Below are 26,231 nucleotides of genomic sequence, written 5' to 3' on the forward strand. Positions count from 1 at the left end.
CGCGAACCCGGATCCTCGCCATGTTACGAATCACTGAACTCAAGCTGCCAATCGACCATCCCGAAGAAGACCTGCGCGTTGCCATCGTGCAACGTCTGGGCATCGCCAGCGATGATCTGCTCGATTTCACCTTGTTCAAGCGCAGCTACGATGCGCGCAAAAAGTCCTCCGAACTGTGCTTCATCTACACCATCGACCTCAACGTACGCGACGAGGCCAACGTGTTGGGCAAGTTCGCCGATGACCGTAACGTCAACGTGGCGCCGGATGTCAGCTACAAATTCGTCGGCCAGGCGCCGAGCGACCTGAGCCAGCGTCCGATCGTTGTCGGTTTCGGCCCGTGCGGGATCTTCGCCGGCCTGCTGCTGGCGCAAATGGGCTTCAAGCCGATCGTCCTCGAACGCGGCACCGAAGTCCGCCAGCGCACCAAAGACACCTGGGGCCTGTGGCGTAAAAGCGTGCTCAACCCGGAATCCAACGTGCAGTTTGGCGAAGGCGGTGCGGGCACGTTCTCCGACGGCAAGCTGTACAGCCAGATCAAGGACCCGAAGTTTCTCGGCCGCAAAGTCCTGCACGAGTTCGTCAAGGCCGGTGCACCGGAAGAAATCCTCTACGTCAGCAAGCCGCACATCGGTACGTTCCGTCTGACCGGCATGGTTGAAAACATGCGCGAGCAGATCCGCGAACTGGGCGGCGAAGTGCGCTTCCAGGAACGCGTCACCGACGTGCTGATCGAAGACGGCCAATTGGTCGGCGTGCAACTGGCCAGCGGCGAAACCCTGCATTCGAAACACGTGGTTCTGGCCCTCGGCCACAGCGCCCGCGACACTTTCCGCATGCTCCACAGTCGTGGCGTGTTCATGGAAGCCAAGCCGTTCTCGGTGGGTTTCCGTATCGAACACCCGCAATCGCTGATCGACCGTGCGCGCCTGGGCAAGTACGCCGGCCACCCGAAACTCGGGGCCGCCGACTACAAACTGGTGCACCACGCCAAGAACGGTCGTTCGGTCTACAGCTTCTGCATGTGCCCGGGCGGCACCGTGGTCGCGGCGACTTCCGAGCCGAACCGCGTGGTCACCAACGGCATGAGCCAGTATTCGCGTAACGAGCGCAACGCCAACTCCGGCATCGTTGTCGGCATCACCCCGGAAGTCGATTACCCGGGTGGCCCGCTGGCCGGGATCGAGTTGCAGGAACGTCTGGAATCACACGCCTTTATTCTCGGCGGCAGCGATTACAAAGCCCCGGCGCAACTGGTTGGCGACTTCATCAACGACATTCCTTCGACCGAACTGGGCGAAGTCGAGCCGTCGTACAAACCGGGCGTGGCGCTGGGTGACCTGGCCTTGGCATTGCCGGATTTTGCCATTGAGGCGATCCGCGAAGCGTTGCCGGCGTTCGAGAAGCAGATTCGCGGTTACTCGCTGCACGATGCGGTGTTGACCGGGATCGAGACGCGCACCTCTTCGCCGCTGCGAATTACCCGTAACGAAACGCTGCAAAGCATGAACGTGAAGGGCTTGTTCCCGGCGGGCGAAGGCGCGGGTTATGCGGGCGGGATTCTGTCGGCAGGTGTTGACGGGATTCGCATTGCTGAAGCCGTGGCGCGGGACATCCTCGGCCTTGAAGCCTGATCAGCATTAGCTGACTCAACACAAAACCCTGTGGGAGCGAGCCTGCTCGCGAAAGCGCTATTTCAGTCAATGATGATGTTGAATGAGATGACGCCTTCGCGAGCAGGCTCGCTCCCACATTTGGTTTCTGTGTTTCTTTAGATATTGGCGCGCTGTACTGAAGTCGGCAGCGCCTCACCCCGCTCGGCACTCGCCGCCACCGCTTCGATCAACCCACTCAACTCATACCCCTGCGCCTTCAGCCAATCCTGATCGTAATAGGTGTCGGCATACCGCTCGCCGCCATCGCACAGAATCGCCACGATCGACCCTGATTCTCCCGCCGCTTTCATCTGCTGCGCCGCCATCAACGCACCGATCAGATTGGTCCCGCTCGACCCGCCAACATGCCGTCCCAGACGCTGCGCCAGATAATGCATGGCCGCCAGCGACAAGGCATCCGGCACTTTGACCATTGCATCGATCACCTTCGGCAGGAACGACGCCTCAACGCGCGGCCGGCCAATGCCTTCAATGCGCGAACCGCAGTCCAGGCGCAAACTCGCATCGCCCGTTTGGTAGTAATCGAAGAACACCGAACGCTCGGCATCGGCGCACAAAACGCGGGTGCAATGCTGGCGATAGCGCACATAACGACCCAGGGTCGCGGTGGTGCCGCCGGTGCCGGGGCTGGAAATCAGCCAGCTCGGTTCCGGGTGCTTCTCATAGCGCATCTGCTGGAAGATCGATTCGGCAATGTTGTTGTTCGCGCGCCAGTCAGTGGCACGTTCGGCGTAGGTGAACTGGTCGATGAAGTGGCTGCCATGTTCGCGGGCCAGGCGCTCGGATTCGGCGTAGATCTGCGTCGGATCTTTCACCAGATGACTTTGGCCACCGTAGAACGCGATCTGCGCGATCTTCTCTTTGGACGTGGTCGCCGGCATCACCGCAATAAACGGCAGGCCGAGCATCCGCGCGAAATACGCTTCGGAAATCGCCGTCGAACCGCTGGACGCCTCGATCACCGGCGCGCCAGGTTTCAGCCAGCCGTTACACAATGCATAGAGAAACAGCGAACGAGCCAGCCGATGCTTGAGGCTGCCGGTCGGATGGCTCGACTCATCCTTGAAGTACAACTCGATGCCTGCAAAACCCGGCAGCGGCAAAGGGATCAGGTGGGTGTCGGCGCTGCGCTGAAAATCCGCCTCGATGATGCGGATGGCTTCGCGGGCCCACTGTCGGTTGTCGCTCATGGTGATGGTTCTCGTTGAATCGGCAGGAGATGAAGCTGTTAGAAAGGCTCACTCATCAGCTTAGGAAAAATCCTATAGCGCGCACAGATACAGCTGAGTCTCAATATGTCAGGCAACTGCTAGGCTCAGCATGGCTTGAGCCAGACACCTTGTAACGACATATAACAAAAAAGAATATAACTTTTGTTTTAACAACTAACAGTACGGGTTAGGGTGTCCCACCTTTTGACTTTATCGATGGAGAGCGACCTTGCCTCTGCGTAGCACTTTCACGCGTTTCTTTCAGTTGGAAGCTGCCAGCGGTCTGTTATTGATCGCCGCGGCCATCCTGGCCCTGATTATCAACAACTCGCCGCTGTCGTGGCTGTACACCGGCCTGCTCGACACCCCGGTGGTGGCGCAGATCGGTGCGTTGAAAATCGCTAAACCCCTGCTGCTGTGGATCAATGACGGTCTGATGGCGATGTTCTTCCTGCTCATCGGCCTGGAAGTGAAGCGCGAAGTCCTCGATGGTCAGCTATCGAAACCGTCGCAGATCGTCCTGCCCGGCGCCGCAGCGATCGGTGGCATGCTGGTGCCAGCGCTGATCTACTGGTTCCTCAATCGCGACAACCCGGCAGCCCTCGACGGCTGGGCGATCCCGACCGCGACCGACATCGCCTTCGCCCTCGGCGTGCTGGCCCTGCTCGGCAAGCGCGTACCGGTGTCGCTGAAACTGTTCCTGATGACCCTGGCAATCATCGATGACCTCGGCGCCATCGTAATCATCGCGATCTTCTATTCCGGCGAACTCTCGACCCTGTCGCTGGGTCTGGCGGCGGCGTGCATCGCGGCGCTGGTGGCGATGAACCGGCTCGGGGTGGTCAAGCTTGGGCCGTACATGATCATCGGCCTGATCCTCTGGGTTTGCGTACTCAAGAGCGGTGTCCACGCCACGCTGGCGGGCGTAACCCTGGCCTTCTGCATCCCGCTGCGCACGAAAAACGCCGAACCGTCGCCGTTGCTGACCCTCGAACATGCGCTGCACCCATGGGTGGCTTACGGCATCCTGCCGCTGTTCGCCTTTGCCAACGCCGGGTTGTCGCTGAGCGGCGTCACCGTGGAAAGCTTCACCCACCATGTGCCGATGGGCATTGCGGTAGGCCTGTTGCTGGGCAAGACCGTCGGTGTTTTCGGCCTGACATGGCTGGCCGTGAAGATTGGCATCGCCACCCTGCCCCAAGGCGCCAACTGGGGTCAGGTGCTGGGCGTGGCGATCCTGTGCGGCATCGGCTTCACCATGAGCCTGTTTGTCGGTTCACTGGCGTTTGAGCCGGGTGTGAGTGATTACGCCGGGATGGACCGGATGGGAATTTTGACCGGGTCGATTCTGGCGGCGTTGATTGGTTATGCGGTGACGGCGGCGGCGAGTCGCCGGAATACTCTGCAAAACGCTTGAGACGCATTTTTCTACAAAAGTCGAGGCCCTTCTATCCAGAGGGGCTTGGCTCTGAACCTCGCAAGTGTGCTATATGTTTGATCGACAGCCGCACCTTCTCAGCACCGATTCTGGAGTCATCCATGTCACGTAAAGCAGAAAAACGCCCAATGACGGACGATCAGATTTCCATACAGGAGTCTCGGATTCCGGACATCGCTCTGAAGGCATTCAGCAACGCCTACAAAATGGCGCTCGCCAATGGCGCTGCAGTGCTCGTTGCTAAAGATGGTCAGCTATTTGAAGTGACAGAGAAGAGTTCCGTTGTTTTGCGCACAATCGGTACCTATGGAAACCTGAAAAGCGGCACCCGCCTGCACATCAACAAATCCTCGAAACAGGTTAATTCTTGAGCACACCGAGAATACGGATATTCGCCGGCCCGAACGGGTCAGGAAAAAGCACCTTCAATCGACTGGTTCCCGCACATTTGCTGGGAAACTACATAAATCCTGATGACATAGAACGTTCAATCAAAGATACAGGGTATTTTGACTTCACCTCCTATCGCATCGAAGCTCACAAAGAAGACATCTTTGAATTCTTTCGTGAGCACGCTCTACTCAAGAAATCCCCTCACTCATTGGCAAAGCTGGATTCCCTGACAATCGACGGTGAACGGCTTAGCTTCGCAAATACTGTAATCGACTCGTACGTCGCATCAGCCCTTTCCGACTTCATACGAAGATCTTTGATCAAAGAGCGAATCAGCTTTACGTTTGAAACTGTCATGTCGTCCTCTGACAAGGTCAAACTGCTCGCCGAAGCTCATGCTTCCGGTTACCGGGTTTATGTTTACTACGTCGCTACCGCCGACCCTCAGATCAACATTGCCAGGGTTGCGTATCGTGTTAAACAAGGTGGGCACAGCGTTCCTCCTGAAAAGATAGAGGCACGGTACTGGAGATCTTTGGAGCTTCTGTCTGATGCCATCCTGACCTCCAACAGAGCCTACATTTTCGACAACTCGGATGAAGGTAGCGAAGGCCTCACGCAGATTGCGGAGATCACCGATGGCGAGCTGATTGAGATCAAATCAGATACTCAGCCACCTTGGTTCAAAGAGTTCGTGCTCGACAAATTACTGTAGTGCGCTGAACAAATTTTTCCTGCGGGCTCAGTCCTCTGAGTCTCGAACAACAGCCTATCTACAGATCAGCATCCGTCGAACAATCCCCACGTCTTTAGAGACGCGTCCTACAGCCACCATTTTCCTGCTTCGTTAACGTTGCGCAGCCCTTTGCGAAGGGCTGTCGACGGATGAACGAAAGGACGATCAGTGGCTGGCAATAAGGACATTCCCCGGGTTCCCAACCCACCTCAAGGAGACGGGCACCACGTCACTTACCGCTACATGACGGCCACGGAACTGGCCGAACGTGATGCCAGACAAAACGCTTACGACACCATGCTGGCACGGCAGGAGGCTTTCGAGCGCAGCCGTGAGGTGGCGGTTAAGAAGACAGAGCCCGTTCGGGCTGGCTGCGTATTCGCCAAGTCCTGCAAATTGCCGGATGCGATTATCGATTACTCCAGCCCTGCGGGGATGGTGCCGACTGACAGTCTGAAGGACTACGGCGACCTGATCCTGCTGGGCGCGCGTGAGGCCGATGAAAGCGGCGCAGTTCCTCTCAAGAAAATCGGTGCAACCGCTATTCCAGCTGGATTTGGCAGTCTGGCTTTGGCGGGATCGGTGTTTGAGACGCTGCCCGCCGCTGTATCCAGTGCGGCTGTTGCGCCTTTGGTTGGTTTGGTTGCGTTGTTTATGCCATCGAATCTTGGCGACAGTGCGCTGTATACCGACGAGCAGTTGCGCGGACTTGAACAGGCGCGAACGCGTGTTCGGCTGAGGGTCGAACAGCAGGCCGACGGCAGCCTGAAGGGCTACGGCTTCTACACCGGCAAGAATCGCGATTGGGAAATGGTTGATGTCGTGCAGTTCAAGTTGCGTGGCAGCCAGTTCATTGCTGACTTGGGCGAAAGTGTGGAACTGATCTGGACGCCGGCTGTGGATGGCTCCGACATCCTTGGTATTCCCGCGTTGGAGGCTGCACCGCAAGCGCCGCATATCTGGGTGTATCCGCCGACGAGAGCGGCGGATGGAATTCTGGTCAATCCGGTTTATCCGCCAGAGTATCGGGATTTCATTTTGGTGTTTCCGGCTAATTCGGGTGTTAGGCCGGTATACATCGTAGTCAGCACATCATCACGTAAAGGCTTACCGTCCGCGGGGCATAGTTATCATAGGCCTCCAAAAGCAGAGGAAATCACTGCATTTCCCGGACTGATAAAGGTGCAGAAAAAGAATCCTATACAAGGAGGCGGAGGACTTCGGGAACGGTGGAAAGATGCGAAAGGTAGAAAAATCTACGAGTGGGACTCGATGCACGGAGAGTTGGAGGTTTACCGAGCAAGTGACGGAACTCACCTAGGCGCGTTTGACCCTTTTACAGGGGAGCGACGCGAAGATGCGAAAGATGAAAGAAGCATCAGAAAAAAATATTTGTGAGGTTGATGATGGGATTAAAACTGAGGCTAGAGTGGTACGACAAGCAAACTGATCTGTGCGAAGGCGAAGAGTATTCCAAGGATTTAGGCGATGATGAGGGCGTTTTGAATGCCTTGGGAATACCGGTGGAAAACAACATAAACAATGGCGGTTTCAATGTTTTCGAAGAATGGGTTCCAATCATTCAGCCGTATTTTCAACATGGCATCGTCTTCAAAACTTACGATTATCAGATCTCTTTTGACTACAGCGATGTTTGGTGACGGTATCTTATGATTTATAGGATTGAAGCATTCGATAGGAAAACAGAGTTTCTCGTTTTTGAAGAAGACCTGCCTAGCGGATGCGACGAGAACTTGGCTGCCATCATGAATTGGTCTTGTAAGCAGGAAGGCTGGGAGGGTTACGATCTTTCAAATGATCAGCTAGCCGCGCTGGAGAAACTGCTGGGAAGGAATGTCTTCGATCCGAAGTTCACCTTCCAACTGACGTGCAATGGACGTTGAAACGCATTAAAAAAACCCGACCAGTCACCTGATCGGTTTTTTTTTAACCCTACATCCCGCTTAGTGCGAAACGCGGCTGGTCCCGCCAACGGTGGAGATGCGCACGCGCTCGCCAACGCGGAACACTTCATTCTCCTGAACCTGCTGCACATAGGCACGCATGCTGCCGTCGTCTTCACGCACGGTGATTTCCACACCTTGGGTACGGGTCAGGCCTTCTTCAGTCGCCGAACCGATCAGACCGCCCGCCACCGCACCGATAACCGCAGCAACGATGCTGCCCTTGCCGCCGCCGATGGCGCTGCCGCCGACGCCGCCGACCACTGCACCTGCAGCGCCGCCGATCGGGGTCTTGGTGCCTTCGATTTTCACCGGACGCAGGGATTCGATGGTACCCATGCGAATCGTCTGCACACGACGCGCTTCGTCACGGGAGTAGGAGTCACCGGTCAGGCTCGATTGGCAGCCGGTAAGCAACATCGCCATCGTGGAAAAGGAAGCAACCAGCAGAACAGACTTACGCATAGCATCAACTCCAAAGGAACATATATTCATTAAACTCCGTGGCTTGACGCCTGTCACGACGCCGCCCGGATAAATTGGCTTTCATTCAGGCGCGGTACAGACGCCTGCAAGGTTTCCCAACAGTAGCGCCAAATTACCGATTCCGCGCCACGGACACCAAGGATTTTCATGGATTACTTCATCATCGTCGTCACCACTGCCGCTGGTTTGTACTTCCATTGGTGGTTGTACGTGCGGATCAAGCGCTGGATGGATCGCGACCTGGCGCTGTCACTGGCGGGCAAGGATGAAGGAAAACGTGCCTTCATGCTCGAACAGTTAGCGAATGCTCAGATGCAGAAGATCAAGCGCCGGGATCTGCCGAAGTGGCTGGAGGCCGCTGCGGCAGGCTATCCCGCTCGGTAGACTGCTTAAGGTGCCAGACGTTCAAGAATCCAGTCGGCGCCCTGCACACGGTAGTTGAGGCGATCGTGCAGACGGCTCGGACGGCCCTGCCAGAATTCGATGCGCTCAGGCAGCAAGCGGTAACCGCCCCAGTGTTCCGGGCAGTCGGGTTGCGTGTCGGAGAAACGCTGCTCGGTGGCCTTGAGCAAATCTTCCAGTTCACCGCGCCCGTTGATCACCCGGCTCTGTGGTGATGCCCAGGCACCGAGACGGCTGCCCAGCGGACGCACCTGATAATACGCATCCGACTCCGCAGGCGTGACCTTCACCACCCGCCCTTCGATGCGCACCTGGCGTTCGAGGGTTGGCCAGAAGAAAGTCATGGCGGCGAACGGGTTGGCCGCCAGATGCTGACCCTTGGCACTGTCGTAGTTGGTGAAGAAGGTGAAGCCCTGCTCGTCCAGGCCCTTGAGCAGCAGAATGCGGCAATGCGGTCGCCCATCCTTGTCGACCGTGGCCAGGGTCATAGCGTTGGCTTCCACCGGTGGCTGTTCGGTTTTCACCGCGTCGGCAAACCACTGGTGAAACAACGCAAATGGCTCAGCCGGGGCTTGCGCCTCGGTCAGCCCATCCCGGGTGTAATCACGACGCATATCTGCCAGAGCCTGGGTCATGGCGCATTCCTTTTCGTTAGCGGATCACTTCTTGGTGGTATCGGTCGCGGCGACTTTCTTGTCGGTCGCGGCGGCTTTGGCTGGAGCAGTCTTTTTCGCTGGGGCCTTGGCCGGGGCTTTTTTGGCCGGTGCCTTGGCAGCCGCTTTTTTTACCGGAGCCTTTTTGGTTGCCGGTACAGCGGCTTTTTTCGCGGCAGGAGCCGGAGTGACCGGTTTGGCGACTGGCTTGACGTCCTGTGCCGCGACCAGGGTCACTGGCTTCGGTGCCGGCATGTTGTACTTGCTCAGCAAGGCAACCATGGTGTTCTGCGGGGTCACCAGCAGTTCAACACGACGATTCAACGCACGACCTTCAACACTGTCGTTGGCCGCACGCGGTGCTTCGGAACCCATGCCACGCAGCATCAGGCGATCACGCTGCAGGCCGCTGAGGCGGAAGATCGCGGCAACAGCCTGGGCACGTTCCTGGCTCAGCTTGATGTTGGCTGGCGCTGCGCCAGTGGTATCGCTGTGCCCAAGGACCAGCACGGCGGTTTTCGGGTCGGCTTCGAGGATTTTCGCCACGCGGGTGAACGGGCCGAGGGTGACCGGCAGCAACATGGCTGGACGATCCGGGTTGAACGAGCCTTCCACCGGCGCGGTCACGACCAGCACGTTTTCACGGCGTTCGAGTTGCAGATTGCTGTCCTTGACCGCTTCACGCAGGCGCGGCTCGTAGTCGTCGAGCCAGGCTTGGGTCACTTTCGGATCCGGCATCGGCACGGCTTTGGTGGTGGGTTGATCCTTGCCGCCGAACGGCCACCACCATTTGCCACCTGCATCGGCTTCAGCTTTGGCCACGGTGACCGGTTTTTTTGCTTCGGGGGCGACTTCAGCCTTCATGTCGGCCTTGGCCGCTTCGTCATCGGAACCGAACGGCCAGTACCATGGGCTGCTGCTTTCAGATTTGGCAACCGGTGCGGTAGCAGCCGGTTTCAAAGGCGCCGGCGCGGGTTCTTTGGCCGCCACCTTGTCGGAAGAGCCGAACGGCCACCAACTGCCGCCGTCCGCATCGTTTTTTGGGGTCTGTGCACAACCGGTGATCGCTACACACAGGGCCAGGGCGAGGGTCTTTTTAGATGACATTGAAAATCCACAAAATGAAGTAATGAAAAATCAGAGCACTTTCGCCCGGATAAACAGTCGCTTTGAAACGAAAAAACGTTCGAGGTTCCGGCCCTGGAATCCCGAATGGAACTTTACAGACAAGTGGCAAGCACCCGCGCGAGCTTTTGCGCGCGCGGATCCATCAAGACGTACGGCCCAAGGGTATTTGTCACAAAACCAAACGCGACATCATGCTCGGGGTCAGCAAAACCGATGGAGCCGCCCGCGCCCGGATGGCCGAACGCCCGTGGGCCAAGGCCGTAAGTGGCGTTGGGCACATCCGGTTGATCAAGCATGCAGCCCAGACCGAAACGGGTCTGGGTCAACAAAGTCTTGTCTTCGCCGAGGCTGTGTTCGCGGGTCAGCTCTTCGAGCATGTCGCTTTCGAGCAGGCTGCCGTCGAGCAACCCAGCGTAGAAACCGGCCAGACTGCGCGCATTCCCGTGGCCATTGGCCGCCGGTTGCTGCATGCGTCGCCACTCAGGTTTGTTGGTGCTGGTCAGCACCGACGGCGGATTGGTAAAAGCACGGGTGGTCATGGCAGTCGGTTCGCGCATGGTCACTTGCAGCAGACGTTGCGCGGCAGCATCACCAGCATTGCCCTTGCCGCGAGCGATATGCGCCACCCGGTGGAATTCTTCGTCAGCCAGACCGACGTGAAAATCCAGACCCAACGGTTTGGCGACACGAGCGACGATCGATTCACCCGGCCCACGACCGTCAGCACGGCGCAGCAATTCACCGATCAGCCAGCCATAAGTGATCGCGGCATAACCGTGACCGGTGCCCGGCGTCCACCATGGCGCTTCTGCCGCAAGGGCGTCGACCATGGTTTGCCAGTCGTAGAGCGCTTCCGGCGCCAGCAGCTCGCGCAGGGCCGGCAGACCGGCCTGGTGGCAGAGCAATTGGCGCAGGGTGATGGATTCTTTGCCGGCAGCGGCGAATTCCGGCCAGTAGCGGGCGACCGGAACGTCCAGTTGCAACTTGCCTTCGCCGACCAGTTGCAGCGCGGTGACGGCGGTGAAGGTTTTGGTGCAGGAGAACAGGTTGGCGATGGTGTCGCTGTGCCAGGCCTCAGTGCCATCCTTGTCGGCAGTGCCGGACCAGAGGTCGAGAACGGTTTCTCCACCGACCTTGATGCACAGGGCTGCGCCGCGTTCCTGGGGATCGTCGAACAGTGCGGCGAAAGCTTCGCGCACCGCTTCGAACTGAAGCTCGTAATGTCCCTGAATCTGCACCCGCAACTCCCCCGCGAAAACGCTCTACAAAGTGGCCCGCATTGTTCCAGCCCTCGAGGGATTTGGGAACAGCTGCGGGCCAGACGGTTATTTCGGAATTTTTGTTGAGGCGGCTGACGCCTTCGCGAGCAGGCTCGCTCCCACACTGGATCTGTGTATCACGGAAGATCTCCTGTGGGAGCGAGCCTGCTCCGGGCGGCGTTCAGACGAAGAACGATGACGCGGTGGCTCAGGACTCAGTGACCATTGCCGGAATGTCCACCAGCATGCCCTGCTCCCGGCCCTTTACCGGCCTCGCCTTTGCGGCCACCCTCAGCCTCATGCCCCGCTGCGGCGGCCGCTTTCTCAGCCTCTTTGCCCAACTGATCAATCGCCTGCAAATTGCTCTTGCGCACTGACTCGACAAAACCCTGATACGGCAGATCAGTCACTCCCACCAGACCGAAGTGGCCGTTCTCACCATCAAGCAGACGGCCGGTTACCGGTTGGTCCAGATACTGGAACCAATGCACGCCAACAATCGACGGTTCACTCAGCGCTTGTTTGAGGAAGTTGGCGTAGGCCGGGCCGCGATCGTCTTCCTTGGCCAGTTGCGTGACGCCGCCCCAGAACGGGCCACGATCCGCTGAGCCAAAGTTGAATTCGGTGATCATTACCGGTTTGTCCAAAGCGCCCAGTGCGGCAAAGTCATAACCATCCTGCGGTTTCAGCGTGTACATGTTGAAGCTCAGTACATCGCAATACTGCGCGCAGGACGCCACGGCTTCCGGCGTGCTGATGGCGAAGCGACCGCCAAGCAGCAACTGGTTCGGCGCATGCCATTTCAGCGAGTCGGAGATAGTTTTGAAGTAAGTGTCGGCGAAGACTTTCTGGAAATATTTGAAGTCCGCCTCGATTTCCGGATGCTCGGGATTCGGCAGCGGTGGCACGAAACCCGGGTCTTCCATCAATTCCCACGCCGGCAGATCGATGCCCCACGCCTTCGACAGCCCCGCCTGATTGCGGTACTTGTCGCGCAATTGCTTGAGGAACGCACGTTTGGCCGGTACGTCGGTGGTCATCTTCAGGGTGCCATAAGCCAGCGCATAGCGGGATTTCGGATCATCGCCGGGACCGGCCCACGCCAGTTCGTTGTCGGCGTAGTAGCCGATCAGCCACGGATCGTCGCGGTGATCGCGGGCGGCGATGGCGACAGCGCGCTCGGTGGCCATGGCGAAACGCGGATCAAACGGATCCGGCATACCACCCCACCAGTCGCTGCCGGTGCTGATGCTGGTGTAGTCACCGACGATCGACAGCGGCAAGGTGTAAGGCACACGCTCGGCATCACTTAGCGAATCGGCACTCCAGTTACCTACCGTGTTGAAGCCCCAGGCTTGCAGGCGATCGAGCGTGTGGCTGGCCCACTGTTGCTCATCGATGGTGGCCTTGCACGGCTCAGCAGCCTTTTCCGCTGTCGCTTGTACGGTTTCAGTTTTGGCTGCCTCAGCGACGCCGGACTTCGGCTCGGCAGCCACAGACACAGGTTCTGCGGCTTTCTCGGCGGCCGTTTCAGCGGCGGCAGACTTGGCCGCTTCGGCGACTCCGGACTTGCTCTCACTGTCGGCTTTGCACGGTTCACCGTACACGCGCTGCAGGTTGGCGCCATAGAAGTCGTACCAGCGCCCGTTGCCGTATCCCCGGCCCTGATCAACACCGTTGCCGCCACGGTTGTCACCCTCGCCAAAATGCTTGGCCAACGGTTCATCAGGTTTAGGCAGGGATTCAAACATGTACTCACGACCGGCCACGTAGGTCTGGTTGACCTGCGGGCTGACGGTGTTCACGCCCAGCGAGTAAAACGGATGACCTTCAGGCGTGACCAGATACCAGCGGCCATCACGCTTTTCAGTACGGAAGAAACCGCTGGCCTTGAACGCCGGGCCTTTGTTCCAGCCACCAAATTTGTCCAGCGAGGACTTCTCACGCTCGGCCAGCCAGATTTTCAGTTGTTGCTGTTCCTTGGCGGCGGCGAATTTCAGTTGTTCATCGTTGCTGACCTTTTCCGGCCACTTGCTGCGGGTCGATTGCCCGTAGGCGTCGACCAGATTGCCGTAAACGGCCTGGGTGACCGATTCGCCGTCCTGCACACCGAAACGCTCCAGCAGCAAACTCTGCGCGACTTTCGGCTGATCCATCGACAGGCTCACCGAGACCACTTGGCTGCGGTCGATCTCACCGCTGCTGCTGGCGAGCAGTATCCGTTGACCATCGACCGTCATCGGCATCGGCGGCCCGGCTTTCATGCCTTGACTCAGCGGTGTCGACGCGACCAGCGGCACCAACAGGGTTTGCGCAGGCCCGGCCGGCAGGTCGACGCGGCTGACCAGGGTGCGGCCGTCGTTGCTCTGGATCTGTACGTAGACCGTCACCGCCCAGTCCATTGCGCTCTGCAATCGCAGGGTCATCATGCCCGACTGCGACCAGTCCCAAGCGCCGGTCTGCGGCGTGAGCCGCAAGGTCGGGCGCGCCACCGGGTTGAACGTCACCCGGCGCAGCACTTCGCCCTCAGGCGTTTGCTCGGCGTTGGCTTGCGGCAGATCAGCGTTTTCAGTGGCGATTTTCACCACGTCGGCAGGACGGACAAAGTTGAACAGGGTCTGCTGACCGGCGGGCGCTGCCAGCAACGGGGCAGCGAAGATCAAGGCAAATACGGCAGGCAACGAACGGCGGATCATAAGAACGGAGTTCTCCCTAACGACCAACAATGGCCAATGGAAAAGCGATGGCAGAGAGATAGACAACACGGCGGGCAAAACTGCCCACCGTTGTCTCAGGATATTTCACGACGGAAAGGAGGCAACGCATTGAGGATCGCCTTGCCATAGCGCTGGGTGACCAGGCGCCGATCGAGCAAGGTGATGGTGCCGCGGTCTTCTTCGGTGCGCAGCAGACGCCCGCAAGCCTGAACCAGCTTCAGCGAAGCGTCGGGCACGGAGATTTCCATGAACGGATTGCCGCCACGGGCCTCGATCCATTCCGACAACGCCGCTTCGACCGGATCGTCCGGGACCGAGAACGGGATCTTGGCGATTACCACGTGTTCACAGTACGCACCCGGCAAGTCGACACCTTCGGCGAAACTGGCCAGACCGAACAGCACGCTGGAATCACCGCCATCGACCCGTGCCTTGTGCTTGTTCAGGGTTTCCTGTTTCGACAGGTTGCCTTGAATGAACACTTGCTTGCGCCAGTCGCGGTCGAGACCGTCGAACACGTCCTGCATCTGTTTGCGCGAGGAGAACAACACCAGGGTGCCCCGCGAGCCTTCGACTAGATCGGGCAACTCACGGATGATCGCTGCCGTGTGTGCGGCGGCATCGCGTGGATCGGCTTTCATGTCCGGCACCCGCAACACACCGGCGTCGGCATGATGGAACGGGCTCGGCACCACAGCAGTGACGGCCTTTTTCGGCAGGCCGGCGCGCATGCGGAAGCGGTCGAAAGTGCCCAGCGCCGTGAGGGTCGCCGAGGTCACCAGGCAGCCGTAAGCCACGTTCCACAAGCTGCGGCGCAAGGTTTCCGCCGCCAGGATCGGGCTGGCATTGACCTCGATATCGAACAGCGAACCGCTTTCGGCCAGGGTCAGCCAACGCGCCATCGGCGGGCTGTCTTCCGGGTCTTCGGCGGTGAACGCAGTCCACAGCTCCCAGTTGCCGGAGGCTCGCGACAACAGGCTGCCGAACAGCGGATACCATTCCTCAGCCTGATTGCTGGCGATGCCGATGTTGACCTCGCCGTCCATGCCTTCCTTAAGCAGGTCGGTCAGACGGGTGAACAGATCGTTGAGACGGGAAAAACCTTTTTTCAGCTCGATGCCCATTTCGCGCATGTGCTCGGGAATCACCCCGGCGACGAAGCGATGCCGTGGCCGTTCGCGCCCCTCGACGTCTTCGCCGGGTTTGAAATCGGCAACCTGCTCACAGGCGCTGAACATGAACTGTTGCTGAGCCTTGATCTCACGCGCCAGTTCCGGCACTTGTTCGATCAATTTGCCAAGATCGCCCGGCAGCGGATGCTGGGCCAGCAGTTTGGTCAGGTTCTTCGCGGTGGTTTCCAGCCAGTCGGCGGTGGAACGCAGGCGCGTGTAATGGGCGAAGTGGCCGATGGCCTTGTCCGGCAGGTGATGGCCTTCGTCGAACACGTAAATGGTGTCGCGCGGATCCGGCAACACCGCGCCGCCGCCCAGTGCCAGGTCAGCCAGGACCATGTCGTGGTTGGTGACGATCACGTCGACCTTGCCCATGCCTTCGCGAGCCTTGTAGAAGGCGCACTGGCCGAAGTTCGGGCAATGGCGGTTGGTGCACTGGCTGTGATCGGTGGTCAGGCGCGCCCAGTCAGCGTCTTCCAGCGCATTCGGCCAGCTGTCGCGGTCGCCGTCCCATTTATTGCCGGCGAGCTTTTCGATCATGCTGGTGAACAGCTTCTGACTGGCCTCATCAACCTCGATCTTGAAGCCTTCTTCTTCGAACAGCTGCGCGGTGGCGGTTTGTGCGTGGCCTTCCTGCAAGAGCATGTCGAGCTTGGACAGGCACATGTAGCGGCCACGGCCCTTGGCCAGAGCGAAGCTGAAGTTCAGCCCGCTGTTGCGCATCAGGTCGGGCAAGTCCTTGTAGACGATCTGCTCTTGCAGGGCCACGGTCGCAGTGGCGATGACCAAGCGTTTGCCGGCCAGTTTGGCGGTGGGGATCGCGGCCAGGCTGTAGGCCACTGTCTTGCCGGTACCGGTGCCGGCTTCCACCGCGACAATCGCGGGGTCGCCACTGCGCCGGCCTTCGTCGTCGGTGTCGATATCCCCGAGGACTTTGGCGATTTCAGCAATCATCAGGCGCTGGCCGTAACGCGGTTTGAGGCTCTTGGCCTCTAGAAAACGCGAATAGGCGCCCTGGATCGTGGTTTTGAGTTCAGTACTGATCATGGATTGTCGGGCGCAAAAAACGCTGGATAAATTTTCAGTGGTTTCGGATGGCGGCTATCATACCCCGCTAATTAATCCCGCGCAGAACGGAGTGCCCCAATGACACCTTTTAGCCTCGTTTACCCCCTGCATGTGCTGTCCGCCCTGGTGTGGGTCGGCGGCATGTTTTTCGCCTGGATGGTCCTGCGCCCCGCTGCTGTGAAGGCCCTCGACGGCCCAGCCCGCCTCACCTTGTGGGTGGAAGTGTTCCAAGGTTTTTTTCGGTGGGTCTGGGTCGCGGTGATTCTGTTGCCGATCAGCGGCGTGGGCATGTTGCATTTGCAGCAGGTCGGGTTTGAGACCGCGCCGAAGTATGTGCAGGTGATGATGGGCTTGTATGTGGTGATGACGGCGCTGTTTATCCGCATTCAGGGGTTGATGTTGCCTGAACTGCGTACGGTGGTGGAGGCGAAGGACTGGCCGGCGGGTGCGGCGGTGCTGGGGCGAATTCGCCGGGTGGTGGGGCTTAATCTGATTGTCGGGCTGGTGCTGGTGGCGATTGCCGCGGCTCGGCCGATATTCTGAAATTGGGGACTGAGATCAAAAGCCCCTCACCCTAACCCTCCCGAAACGTCGGACCGCCCGTAGGGAGAGGGGACTGAATGGGGGATATTGAAGAGTTACGCCGACCTGAAGGATTAGCTTTGAATCCATAGTCGACACGGTTTTTCAGGTCGATGGATAGCCTGAGTCACCTCGGTCGGCCCCCTCTCCCTACGGGCGGTCCGACGTTTCGGGAGGGCTGGGGTGAGGGTCTGCCTTTACAGGCGCTGCACGGTCACAGCCCCCGCCGCCCCCACCGGCCCAGGCTGGCCATCCGCCCCGGCCTTGCCGTTCTTGCCACCATCGGCGCGATACACCAGGCAGCCCTTGGACTTGCCGCCCTTGCCTGCTTTGCCGCCAACACCCGCCGGGCCACCGTTGCCACCCGCCACATTGACCTTGATCAGCTCAGCCGGAAACTCGCGCGGCACTTCCAGCCGCACCAGCGCACCCGGAGCGCCCGGTTGGCCATCACTGCCGTTGCTGCCATCAAAACCATGCCCGGCCGAACCATAAGTGCAGCCCGGGTCTTCGCCGTTACCGCCGTCAAGGCCGACAAAGCCCGGCGCACCGGTGCCGCCACGGGCATCGACCAACAGCTGCGGCGCGTTCAACGCCTTGAATTGCAGATTCAGATTACGTCCGGCACGGGCAGCTTTTTCATACGTCCCCGGCGCCCCGCGCGCGGTGATCTGGCTGCCGTCGCTCAGCTCTGCGCGAACGACCTTCATGTCCAAAGCGTTCTCGCCCGGAACGATCGCGATGCGTGCTTCATGGCCAAGACGTAGTTCACCGACACTCAACTCGGTCACGTTCGCCGGAATCAACAGCGTGCCGTAATCGGCCACTTCGAGTTTTTCCAGCTGCAAGGTGCTGGCGGTATTGGGCAAACGCATCAGCGAGTTGGTCTCAACACTGACCACCTGGGCACAGGCCAATGGACTGATGAATGCAGCGAGCAAGCAGAGTTTACGCATGGGAAGAAGCCTCCGGAGCGGCCGGGGCCGGGATGGTTTGCAGGTGAAATACGCCGAACAGCAGGATGCGGCCACGGTCACGCCAAGGGTGCGGGCGACCTTGGAGGCTGCGATTGCACAGCAGCACTTCGAATAGATGAATCAGCAACAACAGACCGCCGGCCAGATTGACCAGCAGATGCAACGGATGTACGAACGGCACCAACTGATTGGCCAGTACCACGCAGCAGAACAGCAGGGTCAACAACCGCCCCAGCCCCCAGAACACTTTCATACTCTCCCCCGTGTTGCGAATTATTCTTTGGGCGCACAGTAACGGCTTCTGCGGGGGATAAGCCAGAGGGAAAAATGAAAAAACTTCGATCGTCTGCCAAATGGCTGCCGAAACGACGCTGATCGTCGCCCGGCAGCTCTAGCCTGCGCCCTACAGACGCGTCCTAACGGTTGATGTGCAACTCCACACGCCGGTTCTGCGCACGACCTTCATCGGTGGCGTTATCGGCAACCGGCTCGCTTTCACCGCGCCCTTCACTGGTGAGTTTGTTGGGCGCCAGCCCCTGGCTCAGCAGATATGTGGCGACACTGCTTGCACGCCGTTCCGACAAGGCCTGGTTGTACGCATCCGAACCTTTGCTGTCGGTGTGACCAATGACCTTGATGCTCACCACGTCGGCATTGCGCAGTTTGTCCATCAGCGTATCGAGCTGGGCTTTCGCCGCCGGGGTCAGGTCGGATTTGTCGAAATCGAACAGCACGTTGCCGGCATCGCTGAGGGTGATGACTTCAGTTTGCGGTGCAGGCTCCGGCACTTTTTCCGTGACCGGGTATTGCGGCAACGGGCAACCACGGTGATCGACCGGGGTATTTTCCGGGGTGTCCGGGCAACGGTCGCGGCGGTCGAATACACCGTCGCCGTCTTCATCGCCGTCCTGGGCGTAACAGATCAGTCCGCCGGTAAGAATCCCCAGCGCTGCGCCGCCGCCGGCCCAGCCGCCACTTTCAATGGCGCCGAGACCGCCACCGACCAGCCCGCCGATAAGGCTGCAGATCGGCCACGTACGTTGATTGAGGGGTGCAGTGCCATCGCTGTGGGTGGCGCAACCGGTGAGCAAGCTGCCTAGCAGCAGCACCGGCAAGACGGACCTTGAGAAAACAGTCATTGTGAAAGCTCCTGTGTCACCGGCCCATACCGGTTACACAGGAGTAAAGACCCGCATCCGCGACTGCACAAGCCGCGGATGCGAGAGGGGCTTAACGCTGGATTTTGATTTCGGTACGACGGTTTTGTGCGCGACCGTCAGCGGTTTTGTTATCGGCCACTGGTTGGCTTTCACCCATGCCGGACACCGAAACGAAGCTGGCGCGTGGCACACCCTGCTGGATCAGGTACTCCACCACCGAGTGCGCACGACGATCCGACAGTTTCTTGTTGTAGGCATCGCTGCCCACACTGTCGGTGTGACCGGTCACAGTCAGTTGCGCCGTCGAGGATTCCTGTTTCAGGCGGGTGGCGACCTTGTCGAGCACTTGCTTGTCAGGGCCGGTCAGCGTGGCTTTGTCGAACTGGAAGTGCACATCACGGATAACAATGGTTTCTTCCTTGACCACTACAGCTTCTTCGACCACGGGTGCAGGCGCTGGTGGAGGGCAACCGTCAGCGTCGACCTGTACGCCTTTAGGCGTGCCCGGGCACTTGTCGCGACTGTCCGGCACGCCATCGCCGTCTTCGTCGCCATCGCCGTGAACCCAGCAATAGGCCGCTGCCGTGCCACCGACCAGCAACGCACCGTAGCCGGCCCATGCCGAACTTTCGGTTGCGCCGAGACCGGCACCGACGACACCACCGACCGCCGCACAGGTCGGCCAGTCGGTTTTCTGCAAACCTGCGCAACCAGTCAACACACTGGTTAGCAGAATCAAAGGTAATGCTGTCCGAACTATGCTCATCTGGTTTTCTCCTGAGGGATCGGCTTAGAACCGATTCAGGGAGTAAAGACCGGAGTTTTAATCTCCGCCAGCAATAGGCCACCGCTGTTTGCGAGCCTGTTCACAGGACTTCGGCACATTTACCCGAAACGGGCGGAACAGGGCGCTTTGCCGCCACCGTCAGGCAGGCTAGTCTTGGCGGTCTGATTGAGGAGCTTCGATGAACGTCGCCATTTCTTCCCGCACGCCGCAACAGGCGTTAGCCGCTTTGCTGGATCGCTACGCCCCGGCGCGGCTGTTGCTGATCGGCGCCAGCGAATTTCCAGCCCTGAACGCCTTTAAAGAGGCACATCCAGACACCGTCGTCGCCCATGCGGCGCCGGGCGCATTGCCTGCCGAACTGGCGGCACAGCGTTTCGATCTGGCGCTGGTGGTCGATTGCCTGGAACATTTGCCCAAACGCGATGGCCTGAACCTGTTGGGCGGGATTCGCAATCTCAACGCCAGCCGCATCGCCGTGCTGGCGGATCTGGCGGCCAGCGGCTGGCAGGAAACCGACTTCTATTCACTGGCGCTGCAAGCCAGTGAACGTTTTCAACGCGACGATCAAGTGCTGACCCTGTTCACCTATGATCTGCTTGAATACAAACAAGTCCCCGACTGGCTCAACTCACGGTTCTGGGCCAATCCGGAAAACTTCGGGAAATACTGGTGGTAATGCAATGAGTACAGCCATTTGCCCGTGCGGCAGCGGCAATCTGCTGGAGGCCTGCTGCGGCCATTATCACGACGGCCATCCGGCACCGTGCGCCGAAGCGCTGATGCGTTCGCGCTACAGCGCCTATGTGCTGGGGCTGATCGACTATCTGGTGGCGACCACCCTGCCCGCCCAGCAAGCGGGCCTCAATCGCCAATCGATCACCGACTGGAGTGCGCAGAGCACCTGGCTCGGCCTTGAAGTCGAGAGCTCGGAAGTCTTCGGTGGCCAGCCGGAACACGCTTTCGTCACCTTCACCGCGCGCTGGCATGACGGTCAGGGCGAGCATAGCCATCGCGAGCGTTCGTCGTTCGTGCAGAACGCCGGGCGCTGGTACTTCATCGACCCGACGGTGCAGTTGAAGCTGGGGCGCAATGACAGTTGCCCGTGCGCCAGTGGGCAGAAGTTCAAGAAGTGCTGTGCGGGATATTTCGGCGCTTAAGATCAAAAGATCGCAGCCTGCGGCAGCTCCTGCACAGGATTTGCGCTTCGCCTGTAGGCGCTGCCGAAGACTGCGATCTTTTAGCGGCTAGACTGCCAGCAAAGGGAGAAAACCATGCTCGGTCGCTGGCGCACACTACATTTTCTGTTTTTGATGCTGATCCTGAACCTCGGCGGTTGCGCGTCGTGGTTCAGCGATGACAGCGTCGACCCCGCCGTGCATCTGGTGAAAGTCGAAGTGGTGCGCGCCAAATTGCTTGAACAGAAATTCATCCTGCACTTTCGCGTCGATAACCCCAACGATAGCGACCTGACCGTGCGCGGCCTCGAATACCGTATTCATCTTGCCGACATACTGCTGGCCGAGGGTGAGCATGAACACTGGTTTACGGTCGGACCAAAACGCAGTGCCTACTTCAAAGTGCCGATCCGCACCAACCTGTGGCCCCGGGTAAAAGATGTGGTGAAAATGCTGAAAAGCTCGAATCAACAGATTCCCTATCGCTTGCAGGGTGAGATGGAAACCGGTTTATTCATCGCCCACTACGTGCACCTTGAGCGCAATGGCGTGATAATCCCCGCCGATTTAATTCCGGAGCAACACCGATGACCCAGCAACCTCATGTCCATGGCCCTGACTGCAATCACGATCATGACCATCATCACGAACATGACCACGGCCACGTGCACGGCCCGAACTGCGGCCACGCCCACCAGGAACCGGTGCGCAACGCCCTGAAAGACGTCGGCCGCAACGACCCGTGCCCATGCGGCAACGGCAAGAAATTCAAGAAGTGCCACGGGGCGTGATGCCCGGGGCGAAGACCCTCTTCGCCTGACCTGCCGCCTTCGCGAGCAAGCTCGCTCCCACAGTCAATCGAGTTCCTCCAGTTGGAATGCAATCCCTGTAGGAGTGAGCCTGCTCGCGATGAGGCCGGCACATGCAACATCGTTGTCGCCTGAGCGGGTTTCTTCAGTTGCAATGCGTTCCCCTGTGGGAGCGAGCTTGCTCGCGAAGGGGCCGGCACATACGGTGAAGTTTTTCAGCCGGCCACCAGAATCTGTGCAGAACTGACTACCGTCGCATACTCCCCCTGCAAATTCCCCAGCGACATTCCGTGCACCTCTTCCGCCGTACGCAATGTGCCGAAATAATCGGCCTTGTCGAAGGTGAAACAGGCATCCTCCGCCACCCACGCATCAAACCCCAGATTCCCCGCCGTGCGCGCCGTCGATTCCACGGAGTTGTTAGTGGCCACGCCGACAATAACCAATTGCCCGATCCCCGCATCTCGCAACCGCGCCTCTAACCCGGTGGCACAAAACGCATCCGGCACCTGTTTCTGAATCAGCCATTCGCCGTCCTGCGGCAAAAACCTCTCCTGAAACTCCACGCCTTCCTGCTCCGGCCAAAACACCGAATCCGGTTCACGCGAAAGATGCTGCACATGAATCACCGGCCTTGTGCTACGCCGCCACAGCCCCAGCAGATCAAGGATTCGCTCTTCCGCCTGAGGATTATTTCTTCGCCCCAAACGCGGCTGCAGGATGCCTTTTTGCTGGTCGATGATGATCAGTGCAGCGTTGGCCTGAAGCTCCATGGCGATTTTTCTCATGCAGAGTCATTGAATTCTGCGCAGTTCAGCATCACCTCTTCCTACTAAGCAAGCTATCGAACGCACACGGGACGACCTGACGCCGGCGTTTGCTGTCCGCACGCAAGTCCATTTCTGCTTTGGAGTTCTCCATGATAGACCTGTATTACTGGACCACCCCCAACGGCCACAAGATCTCTCTGTTCCTCGAAGAAGCCGGCCTGCCGTACAACGTGCACCCGATCAACATCGGTCAGGGTGAGCAGTTTCAGCCACACTTTCTGAAAATCGCCCCGAACAACCGCATCCCGGCCATCGTCGATCATGAACCGGCCGATGGCGGCGAACCGTTGTCGCTGTTCGAATCCGGGGCGATTCTTTTGTATCTGGCGGAGAAGACCGGGAAGTTTCTGCCCCAAGACCTGCGCGGTCGGCAAACGGCGCTGCAATGGCTGTTCTGGCAAATGGGCGGACTGGGGCCGATGGCCGGCCAGAATCACCACTTCAGCCAGTTCGCCCCGGAGAAAATCCCCTACGCGATCAAGCGCTACATCGACGAGACCGCGCGGTTGTATGGCGTATTGAACAAGCAACTGGCTGATAACGAATTCGTCGCCGGCAGCGAATACAGCATTGCCGACATGGCGATCTATCCGTGGATCGTCTCGCACAAATGGCAAAGCCAGAACCTTGAAGACTTCGCGCATGTGCAGCGCTGGTTCAACCACATCAAGGATCGCCCGGCGACGGTGAAGGCCTACGCGTTGGTGCAGAAAATCAATCCACCGAAGGCTTGATTGAACGGCAAAAGATCGCAGCCTTCGGCAGCTCCTACAGGGGAATGCATGCTTATGCAGGAGCTGCCGCAGGCTGCGATCTTTTCCATTCGACAGAAATACGCAAATAACCCCCGCCCCCGCTTGCGCGGCCACCTCCTGCTCACTAACGTAGCGCCTTTACTGACGCTACCCCCCGCAGGAGCTTTGCCATGGCCTCGCCAGCCCTCACACATTTTCTTCCCCGGTTCGGCGTTGCCGCAGCAGTGGCCGGTGTTTTGGGCCTGTCCGGTTGCCAGACCTGGAATGCTCAGGACACCCTCCCGCCGACCTCCGGCGTGCAACCGCTCAAGGGTCTGGCGCAGAACGTGTCGGTACGTCGCAATGCCATGGGCATGCCGCTGATCGAGAGCAACACGTTCCATGACGCACTGTTCAGCCTCGGTTACGTCCACGCCAGCGATCGCATCAACCAGATGGTGACCTTGCGCCTGTTGGCGCAGGGCCGTCTGGCGGAAATGTCCGGCGCGTCAATGCTCGACGCCGACCGCTACATGCGCGCGGTCAATCTGAAGAAAAGCGCTGGCGAGCTGTACAAGGCTTCGTCGCCACGCCTCAAGCGCTTCTTCGAAGTCTATGCACGAGGCGTCAACGCCTACCTGTTCCGCTACGCCGACAAGCTGCCGGGCGACCTCGCCTCCAGCGGCTACAAGCCTGAGTATTGGAAGCCGGAAGACTCGGCGCTGATTTTCGCCCTGCTGAATTTCAGCCAGTCAGCCAATCTGCCGGAAGAGATTTCCTCGCTGGTGCTGGCGCAAACCGTCACCACCGACAAACTCGCCTGGCTGACGCCGTCCGCGCCTGACGAAAACCTGCCACTGGCCGAGGCCGACAAGCTGCAAGGGCTCAAGCTCAACGGGCAGATCCCCGGCCTGACCGAACTGAGCAACGCCAGCCAGCAACTGTCGGCGCTGAACCTGCTCGGCACCCCGTCTTCGAACAACTGGGCGATCGCCCCGCAACGCAGCCGCAGCGGCAAGAGCCTGCTGGCCAGTGACGCCCATGGGCCGCTGGCCGCGCCTTCGCTGTGGAGTTTCGTGCAGATCCGCGCACCGAAATATCAGGCCGCCGGCGTCACCGTTGCCGGTCTGCCGATGGTCCTCGGCGGTTTCAACGGCAAAGTCGCGTGGAGCATGACCAGCGTGCTCGGCGACAACCAGGATCTGTTTCTGGAAAAAATTCGCCGTCAGGGCAGCAGCCTGACCTACGAGGTCAACGGCAAATGGCAGCCGCTGGGCGTGCGCAACGAAACCTACTTCGTCAAAGGCCAACGGCCGATTCGCGAAGCGGTGTACGAAACCCGCCACGGCGCATTGCTCAACAGTGCTCAGGCGGCCGCGCAAGGCAGCGGTTTCGGCCTGGCCTTGCAGACCCCGAGCTTCACCGACGACAAGTCGCTGGATGCGTTTTTTGATCTGACCCGCGCGCAAACCGTTGAACGCGCTTCCGACGCGAGCCGCGAGATCCGCGCCATCGCCCTGAATCTGGTGTTCGCCGATGCGAGCAACATCGGTTGGCAGGTCACCGGGCGTTTCCCCAACCGCCGCGAAGGCGAAGGCTTGCTGCCGTCGCCGGGCTGGGAAGGTCGCTACGACTGGGACGGTTACGCCGACCCGATGCTGCATCCGTACGATCAGGATCCGGCGCAAGGTTGGCTCGGCACCGCCAACCAGCGTGTGATTCCTCACGGTTACGGCATGCAACTGTCGAACTCTTGGGCGGCGCCGGAACGTGGCGAACGTCTGGCGGAACTGGCCGGCAGCGGCAAGCACGACAGCCGCAGCGTGATCGCCATGCAGTACGACCAGACCACCACCTTCGCCGCCAAGTTGAAGAAAGTCTTCGAAGCACCGGGCATGAAGCAGCCGCTGAAACAGGCGATCGATGCCCTGCCGGAAGCGGATCGCAGCAAGGCGCGCGAAGCGTTCACGCGGTTGATGGCGTTCGACGGCAAGCTCAGCCCGACCTCGGCGGATGCGGCGATCTACGAACTGTTCCTGCAAGAAAGCATGAAGCAGATCTTCCTCGATGAGCTCGGTCCGGAATCGAGTCCTGCGTGGAAGGCGTTTATCGCCAATGGTGATCTGTCTTACGCGGCGCAGGCTGACCATCTGTTGGGACGTGAGGACAGTCCGTTCTGGGATGACCTGCGCACGCCGCAGAAAGAAGACAAAGCGGTGATTCTTGCCCGTAGCTTCGCGGCGGCGATCAGCGCTGGCGAGAGCCAGTTGGGCGGCGATCACCGCGCCTGGCAATGGGGCAAGCTGCACAGTTATGCCTGGAAGAACAGCAATGGACAGACTGTGCGCGGACCACTGGCGGCCGGTGGCGATCACACCACGTTGAACACGTCGGCGTTCGCCTGGGGTCAGGATTTCACCACGACGCGTGCGCCATCGATGCGTTTCATCGTCGACTTCGGCCAGGCTGAACCGCTGATGGGGCAGAACGGTACGGGGCAGTCGGGTAATCCGGTGAGTCCGAACTACCTCAATGGCATCGATGCGTGGCTGAAGGGGCAATACATCGGCTTGCCGATGCAGCCGCAGAACTTTGACCGGGTCTACGGCAAGACCCGTCTGACGCTTACTCCCGGCAAATAGCTGTACATCAAAAGCCCCTCACCCTAACCCTCTCCCGGAGGGAGAGGGGACTGATTGGGGGATGCTTGAGTCATACGCCGACCTGAACGTGCACTGCCGAATCCAGAATCAACTCGGTCTTTCAGGTCGATGTAGCTGGCCAGACACCTCAGTCGGCCCCCTCTCCCTCCGGGAGAGGGCTGGGGTGAGGGGCTTTTGATCTGGTCCAGAATCTGTGTTCGACTCGGTATTT

27 protein-coding genes are annotated in these 26,231 nt (G+C 59.4%); 15 read left to right on the forward strand and 12 right to left on the reverse strand.

Annotated elements, in window-relative coordinates; genetic code table 11:
- The first annotated feature begins 20 nt into the window (after positions 1-20).
- A complete protein-coding gene (locus tag BMY54_RS24005; RefSeq protein ID WP_093438726.1) occupies positions 21-1,634 on the forward strand; it encodes an NAD(P)/FAD-dependent oxidoreductase in 1,614 nt (537 codons plus the stop codon).
- Between the two features lie 137 nt (positions 1,635-1,771).
- Here BMY54_RS24005 and BMY54_RS24010 read toward each other — a convergent pair whose 3' ends face one another.
- The gene (locus tag BMY54_RS24010) at positions 1,772-2,866 is read right to left on the reverse strand and encodes a PLP-dependent cysteine synthase family protein (protein ID WP_093438729.1); all 1,095 of its coding nucleotides are present in this window, start codon (positions 2,864-2,866) and stop codon (positions 1,772-1,774) included.
- A gap of 250 nt (positions 2,867-3,116) precedes the next feature.
- On the opposite strand from BMY54_RS24010, the gene nhaA reads away from it, so the two are divergent.
- From nhaA to BMY54_RS31035, 6 genes are all read left to right on the forward strand, one after another.
- Entirely contained in the window at positions 3,117-4,304 is a 1,188-nt protein-coding gene (gene nhaA / locus BMY54_RS24015) for a Na+/H+ antiporter NhaA (RefSeq protein WP_093438734.1), read from the forward strand.
- 122 nt (positions 4,305-4,426) lie between these two features.
- Positions 4,427-4,696 (forward strand): hypothetical protein, encoded by a 270-nt coding sequence (locus tag BMY54_RS24020; protein ID WP_093438738.1) that lies wholly within the window; start codon positions 4,427-4,429, stop codon positions 4,694-4,696.
- Entirely contained in the window at positions 4,693-5,433 is a 741-nt protein-coding gene (locus tag BMY54_RS24025) for an ATPase (RefSeq protein ID WP_093438742.1), read from the forward strand. The genes BMY54_RS24020 and BMY54_RS24025 overlap by 4 nt, the downstream gene beginning before the upstream one ends.
- A gap of 189 nt (positions 5,434-5,622) precedes the next feature.
- Positions 5,623-6,852, forward strand: coding sequence for an S-type pyocin domain-containing protein (locus BMY54_RS24030; protein ID WP_093438745.1), 1,230 nt, complete (start codon positions 5,623-5,625; stop codon positions 6,850-6,852).
- A gap of 8 nt (positions 6,853-6,860) precedes the next feature.
- Positions 6,861-7,115, forward strand: a complete 255-nt coding sequence (locus BMY54_RS24035) for a colicin E3-like toxin immunity protein (RefSeq protein WP_007918564.1) — start codon at positions 6,861-6,863, stop codon at positions 7,113-7,115.
- Positions 7,116-7,124: 9 nt separating this feature from the next.
- Positions 7,125-7,358: a DUF7683 domain-containing protein gene (locus BMY54_RS31035; protein ID WP_093438749.1), complete on the forward strand. Its 234-nt coding sequence runs from the start codon at positions 7,125-7,127 to the stop codon at positions 7,356-7,358.
- Between the two features lie 60 nt (positions 7,359-7,418).
- On the opposite strand, the gene BMY54_RS24045 is transcribed toward BMY54_RS31035, so the two are convergent.
- The gene (locus tag BMY54_RS24045) at positions 7,419-7,883 is read right to left on the reverse strand and encodes an outer membrane lipoprotein (protein WP_007969461.1); all 465 of its coding nucleotides are present in this window, start codon (positions 7,881-7,883) and stop codon (positions 7,419-7,421) included.
- Between the two features lie 168 nt (positions 7,884-8,051).
- Between BMY54_RS24045 and BMY54_RS24050 the strand changes: the two genes are divergently transcribed.
- Positions 8,052-8,288: a hypothetical protein gene (locus BMY54_RS24050; protein ID WP_093438753.1), complete on the forward strand. Its 237-nt coding sequence runs from the start codon at positions 8,052-8,054 to the stop codon at positions 8,286-8,288.
- Positions 8,289-8,293: 5 nt separating this feature from the next.
- Here the strand turns inward: BMY54_RS24050 and pdxH are convergent, their stop codons facing one another.
- From pdxH to dinG, 5 genes are all read right to left on the reverse strand, one after another.
- Positions 8,294-8,941: a pyridoxamine 5'-phosphate oxidase gene (gene pdxH, locus BMY54_RS24055; protein ID WP_093438758.1), complete on the reverse strand. Its 648-nt coding sequence runs from the start codon at positions 8,939-8,941 to the stop codon at positions 8,294-8,296.
- 24 nt (positions 8,942-8,965) lie between these two features.
- Positions 8,966-10,066, reverse strand: coding sequence for an OmpA family protein (locus BMY54_RS24060; protein WP_093438763.1), 1,101 nt, complete (start codon positions 10,064-10,066; stop codon positions 8,966-8,968).
- A 113-nt stretch (positions 10,067-10,179) separates the two neighbouring features.
- Positions 10,180-11,325, reverse strand: coding sequence for a serine hydrolase domain-containing protein (locus BMY54_RS24065; RefSeq protein WP_093438768.1), 1,146 nt, complete (start codon positions 11,323-11,325; stop codon positions 10,180-10,182).
- Between the two features lie 236 nt (positions 11,326-11,561).
- Positions 11,562-14,042 carry a beta-galactosidase gene (locus BMY54_RS24070; RefSeq protein ID WP_093438773.1) on the reverse strand — a complete coding sequence of 827 codons (2,481 nt, stop codon included), beginning with the start codon at positions 14,040-14,042 and terminating at the stop codon, positions 11,562-11,564.
- 95 nt (positions 14,043-14,137) lie between these two features.
- Positions 14,138-16,282 (reverse strand): ATP-dependent DNA helicase DinG, encoded by a 2,145-nt coding sequence (gene dinG, locus BMY54_RS24075; protein ID WP_093438778.1) that lies wholly within the window; start codon positions 16,280-16,282, stop codon positions 14,138-14,140.
- A gap of 99 nt (positions 16,283-16,381) precedes the next feature.
- On the opposite strand from dinG, the gene BMY54_RS24080 reads away from it, so the two are divergent.
- Entirely contained in the window at positions 16,382-16,846 is a 465-nt protein-coding gene (locus tag BMY54_RS24080; RefSeq protein ID WP_093438783.1) for a CopD family protein, read from the forward strand.
- A gap of 236 nt (positions 16,847-17,082) precedes the next feature.
- Here the strand turns inward: BMY54_RS24080 and BMY54_RS24085 are convergent, their stop codons facing one another.
- The 4 genes from BMY54_RS24085 to BMY54_RS24100 form a co-directional block, all read right to left on the reverse strand.
- Complete coding sequence (locus BMY54_RS24085) at positions 17,083-17,841, reverse strand: hypothetical protein (protein ID WP_093438787.1); 759 nt, start codon at positions 17,839-17,841, stop codon at positions 17,083-17,085.
- Positions 17,834-18,115: a DUF1145 domain-containing protein gene (locus tag BMY54_RS24090; protein ID WP_093438792.1), complete on the reverse strand. Its 282-nt coding sequence runs from the start codon at positions 18,113-18,115 to the stop codon at positions 17,834-17,836. The genes BMY54_RS24085 and BMY54_RS24090 overlap by 8 nt, the downstream gene beginning before the upstream one ends.
- 163 nt (positions 18,116-18,278) lie before the next feature.
- Entirely contained in the window at positions 18,279-19,001 is a 723-nt protein-coding gene (locus tag BMY54_RS24095) for a PA1041 family peptidoglycan-binding anchor lipoprotein (protein WP_093438797.1), read from the reverse strand.
- A 91-nt stretch (positions 19,002-19,092) separates the two neighbouring features.
- Entirely contained in the window at positions 19,093-19,788 is a 696-nt protein-coding gene (locus BMY54_RS24100; protein ID WP_093438801.1) for a PA1041 family peptidoglycan-binding anchor lipoprotein, read from the reverse strand.
- A 199-nt stretch (positions 19,789-19,987) separates the two neighbouring features.
- Here BMY54_RS24100 and BMY54_RS24105 point away from each other — a divergent pair, with 199 nt between their 5' ends.
- From BMY54_RS24105 to BMY54_RS24120, 4 genes are all read left to right on the forward strand, one after another.
- On the forward strand, positions 19,988-20,485 hold the full coding sequence (locus BMY54_RS24105; RefSeq protein ID WP_093438805.1) for a DUF6231 family protein: 498 nt from the start codon (positions 19,988-19,990) through the stop codon (positions 20,483-20,485).
- 4 nt (positions 20,486-20,489) lie between these two features.
- Positions 20,490-20,966 (forward strand): YchJ family protein, encoded by a 477-nt coding sequence (locus BMY54_RS24110; protein ID WP_093438810.1) that lies wholly within the window; start codon positions 20,490-20,492, stop codon positions 20,964-20,966.
- Between the two features lie 114 nt (positions 20,967-21,080).
- The gene (locus BMY54_RS24115) at positions 21,081-21,575 is read left to right on the forward strand and encodes an LEA/WHy family protein (protein WP_093438814.1); all 495 of its coding nucleotides are present in this window, start codon (positions 21,081-21,083) and stop codon (positions 21,573-21,575) included.
- Positions 21,572-21,775 carry an SEC-C metal-binding domain-containing protein gene (locus tag BMY54_RS24120; RefSeq protein ID WP_034154967.1) on the forward strand — a complete coding sequence of 68 codons (204 nt, stop codon included), beginning with the start codon at positions 21,572-21,574 and terminating at the stop codon, positions 21,773-21,775. Before BMY54_RS24115 ends, BMY54_RS24120 begins: the two co-directional genes overlap by 4 nt.
- A gap of 233 nt (positions 21,776-22,008) precedes the next feature.
- On the opposite strand, the gene BMY54_RS24125 is transcribed toward BMY54_RS24120, so the two are convergent.
- Positions 22,009-22,566 (reverse strand): cysteine hydrolase family protein, encoded by a 558-nt coding sequence (locus BMY54_RS24125; protein WP_093438836.1) that lies wholly within the window; start codon positions 22,564-22,566, stop codon positions 22,009-22,011.
- Positions 22,567-22,712: 146 nt separating this feature from the next.
- Between BMY54_RS24125 and BMY54_RS24130 the strand changes: the two genes are divergently transcribed.
- Positions 22,713-23,357, forward strand: a complete 645-nt coding sequence (locus BMY54_RS24130) for a glutathione binding-like protein (protein WP_093438818.1) — start codon at positions 22,713-22,715, stop codon at positions 23,355-23,357.
- 191 nt (positions 23,358-23,548) lie between these two features.
- Entirely contained in the window at positions 23,549-25,999 is a 2,451-nt protein-coding gene (locus BMY54_RS24135; RefSeq protein WP_093438822.1) for a penicillin acylase family protein, read from the forward strand.
- Positions 26,000-26,231 lie beyond the last annotated feature (232 nt).

This window comes from Pseudomonas sp. ok266 (assembly GCF_900110195.1).
Classification (GTDB): Bacteria; Pseudomonadota; Gammaproteobacteria; order Pseudomonadales; family Pseudomonadaceae; genus Aquipseudomonas; species Aquipseudomonas neuropathica.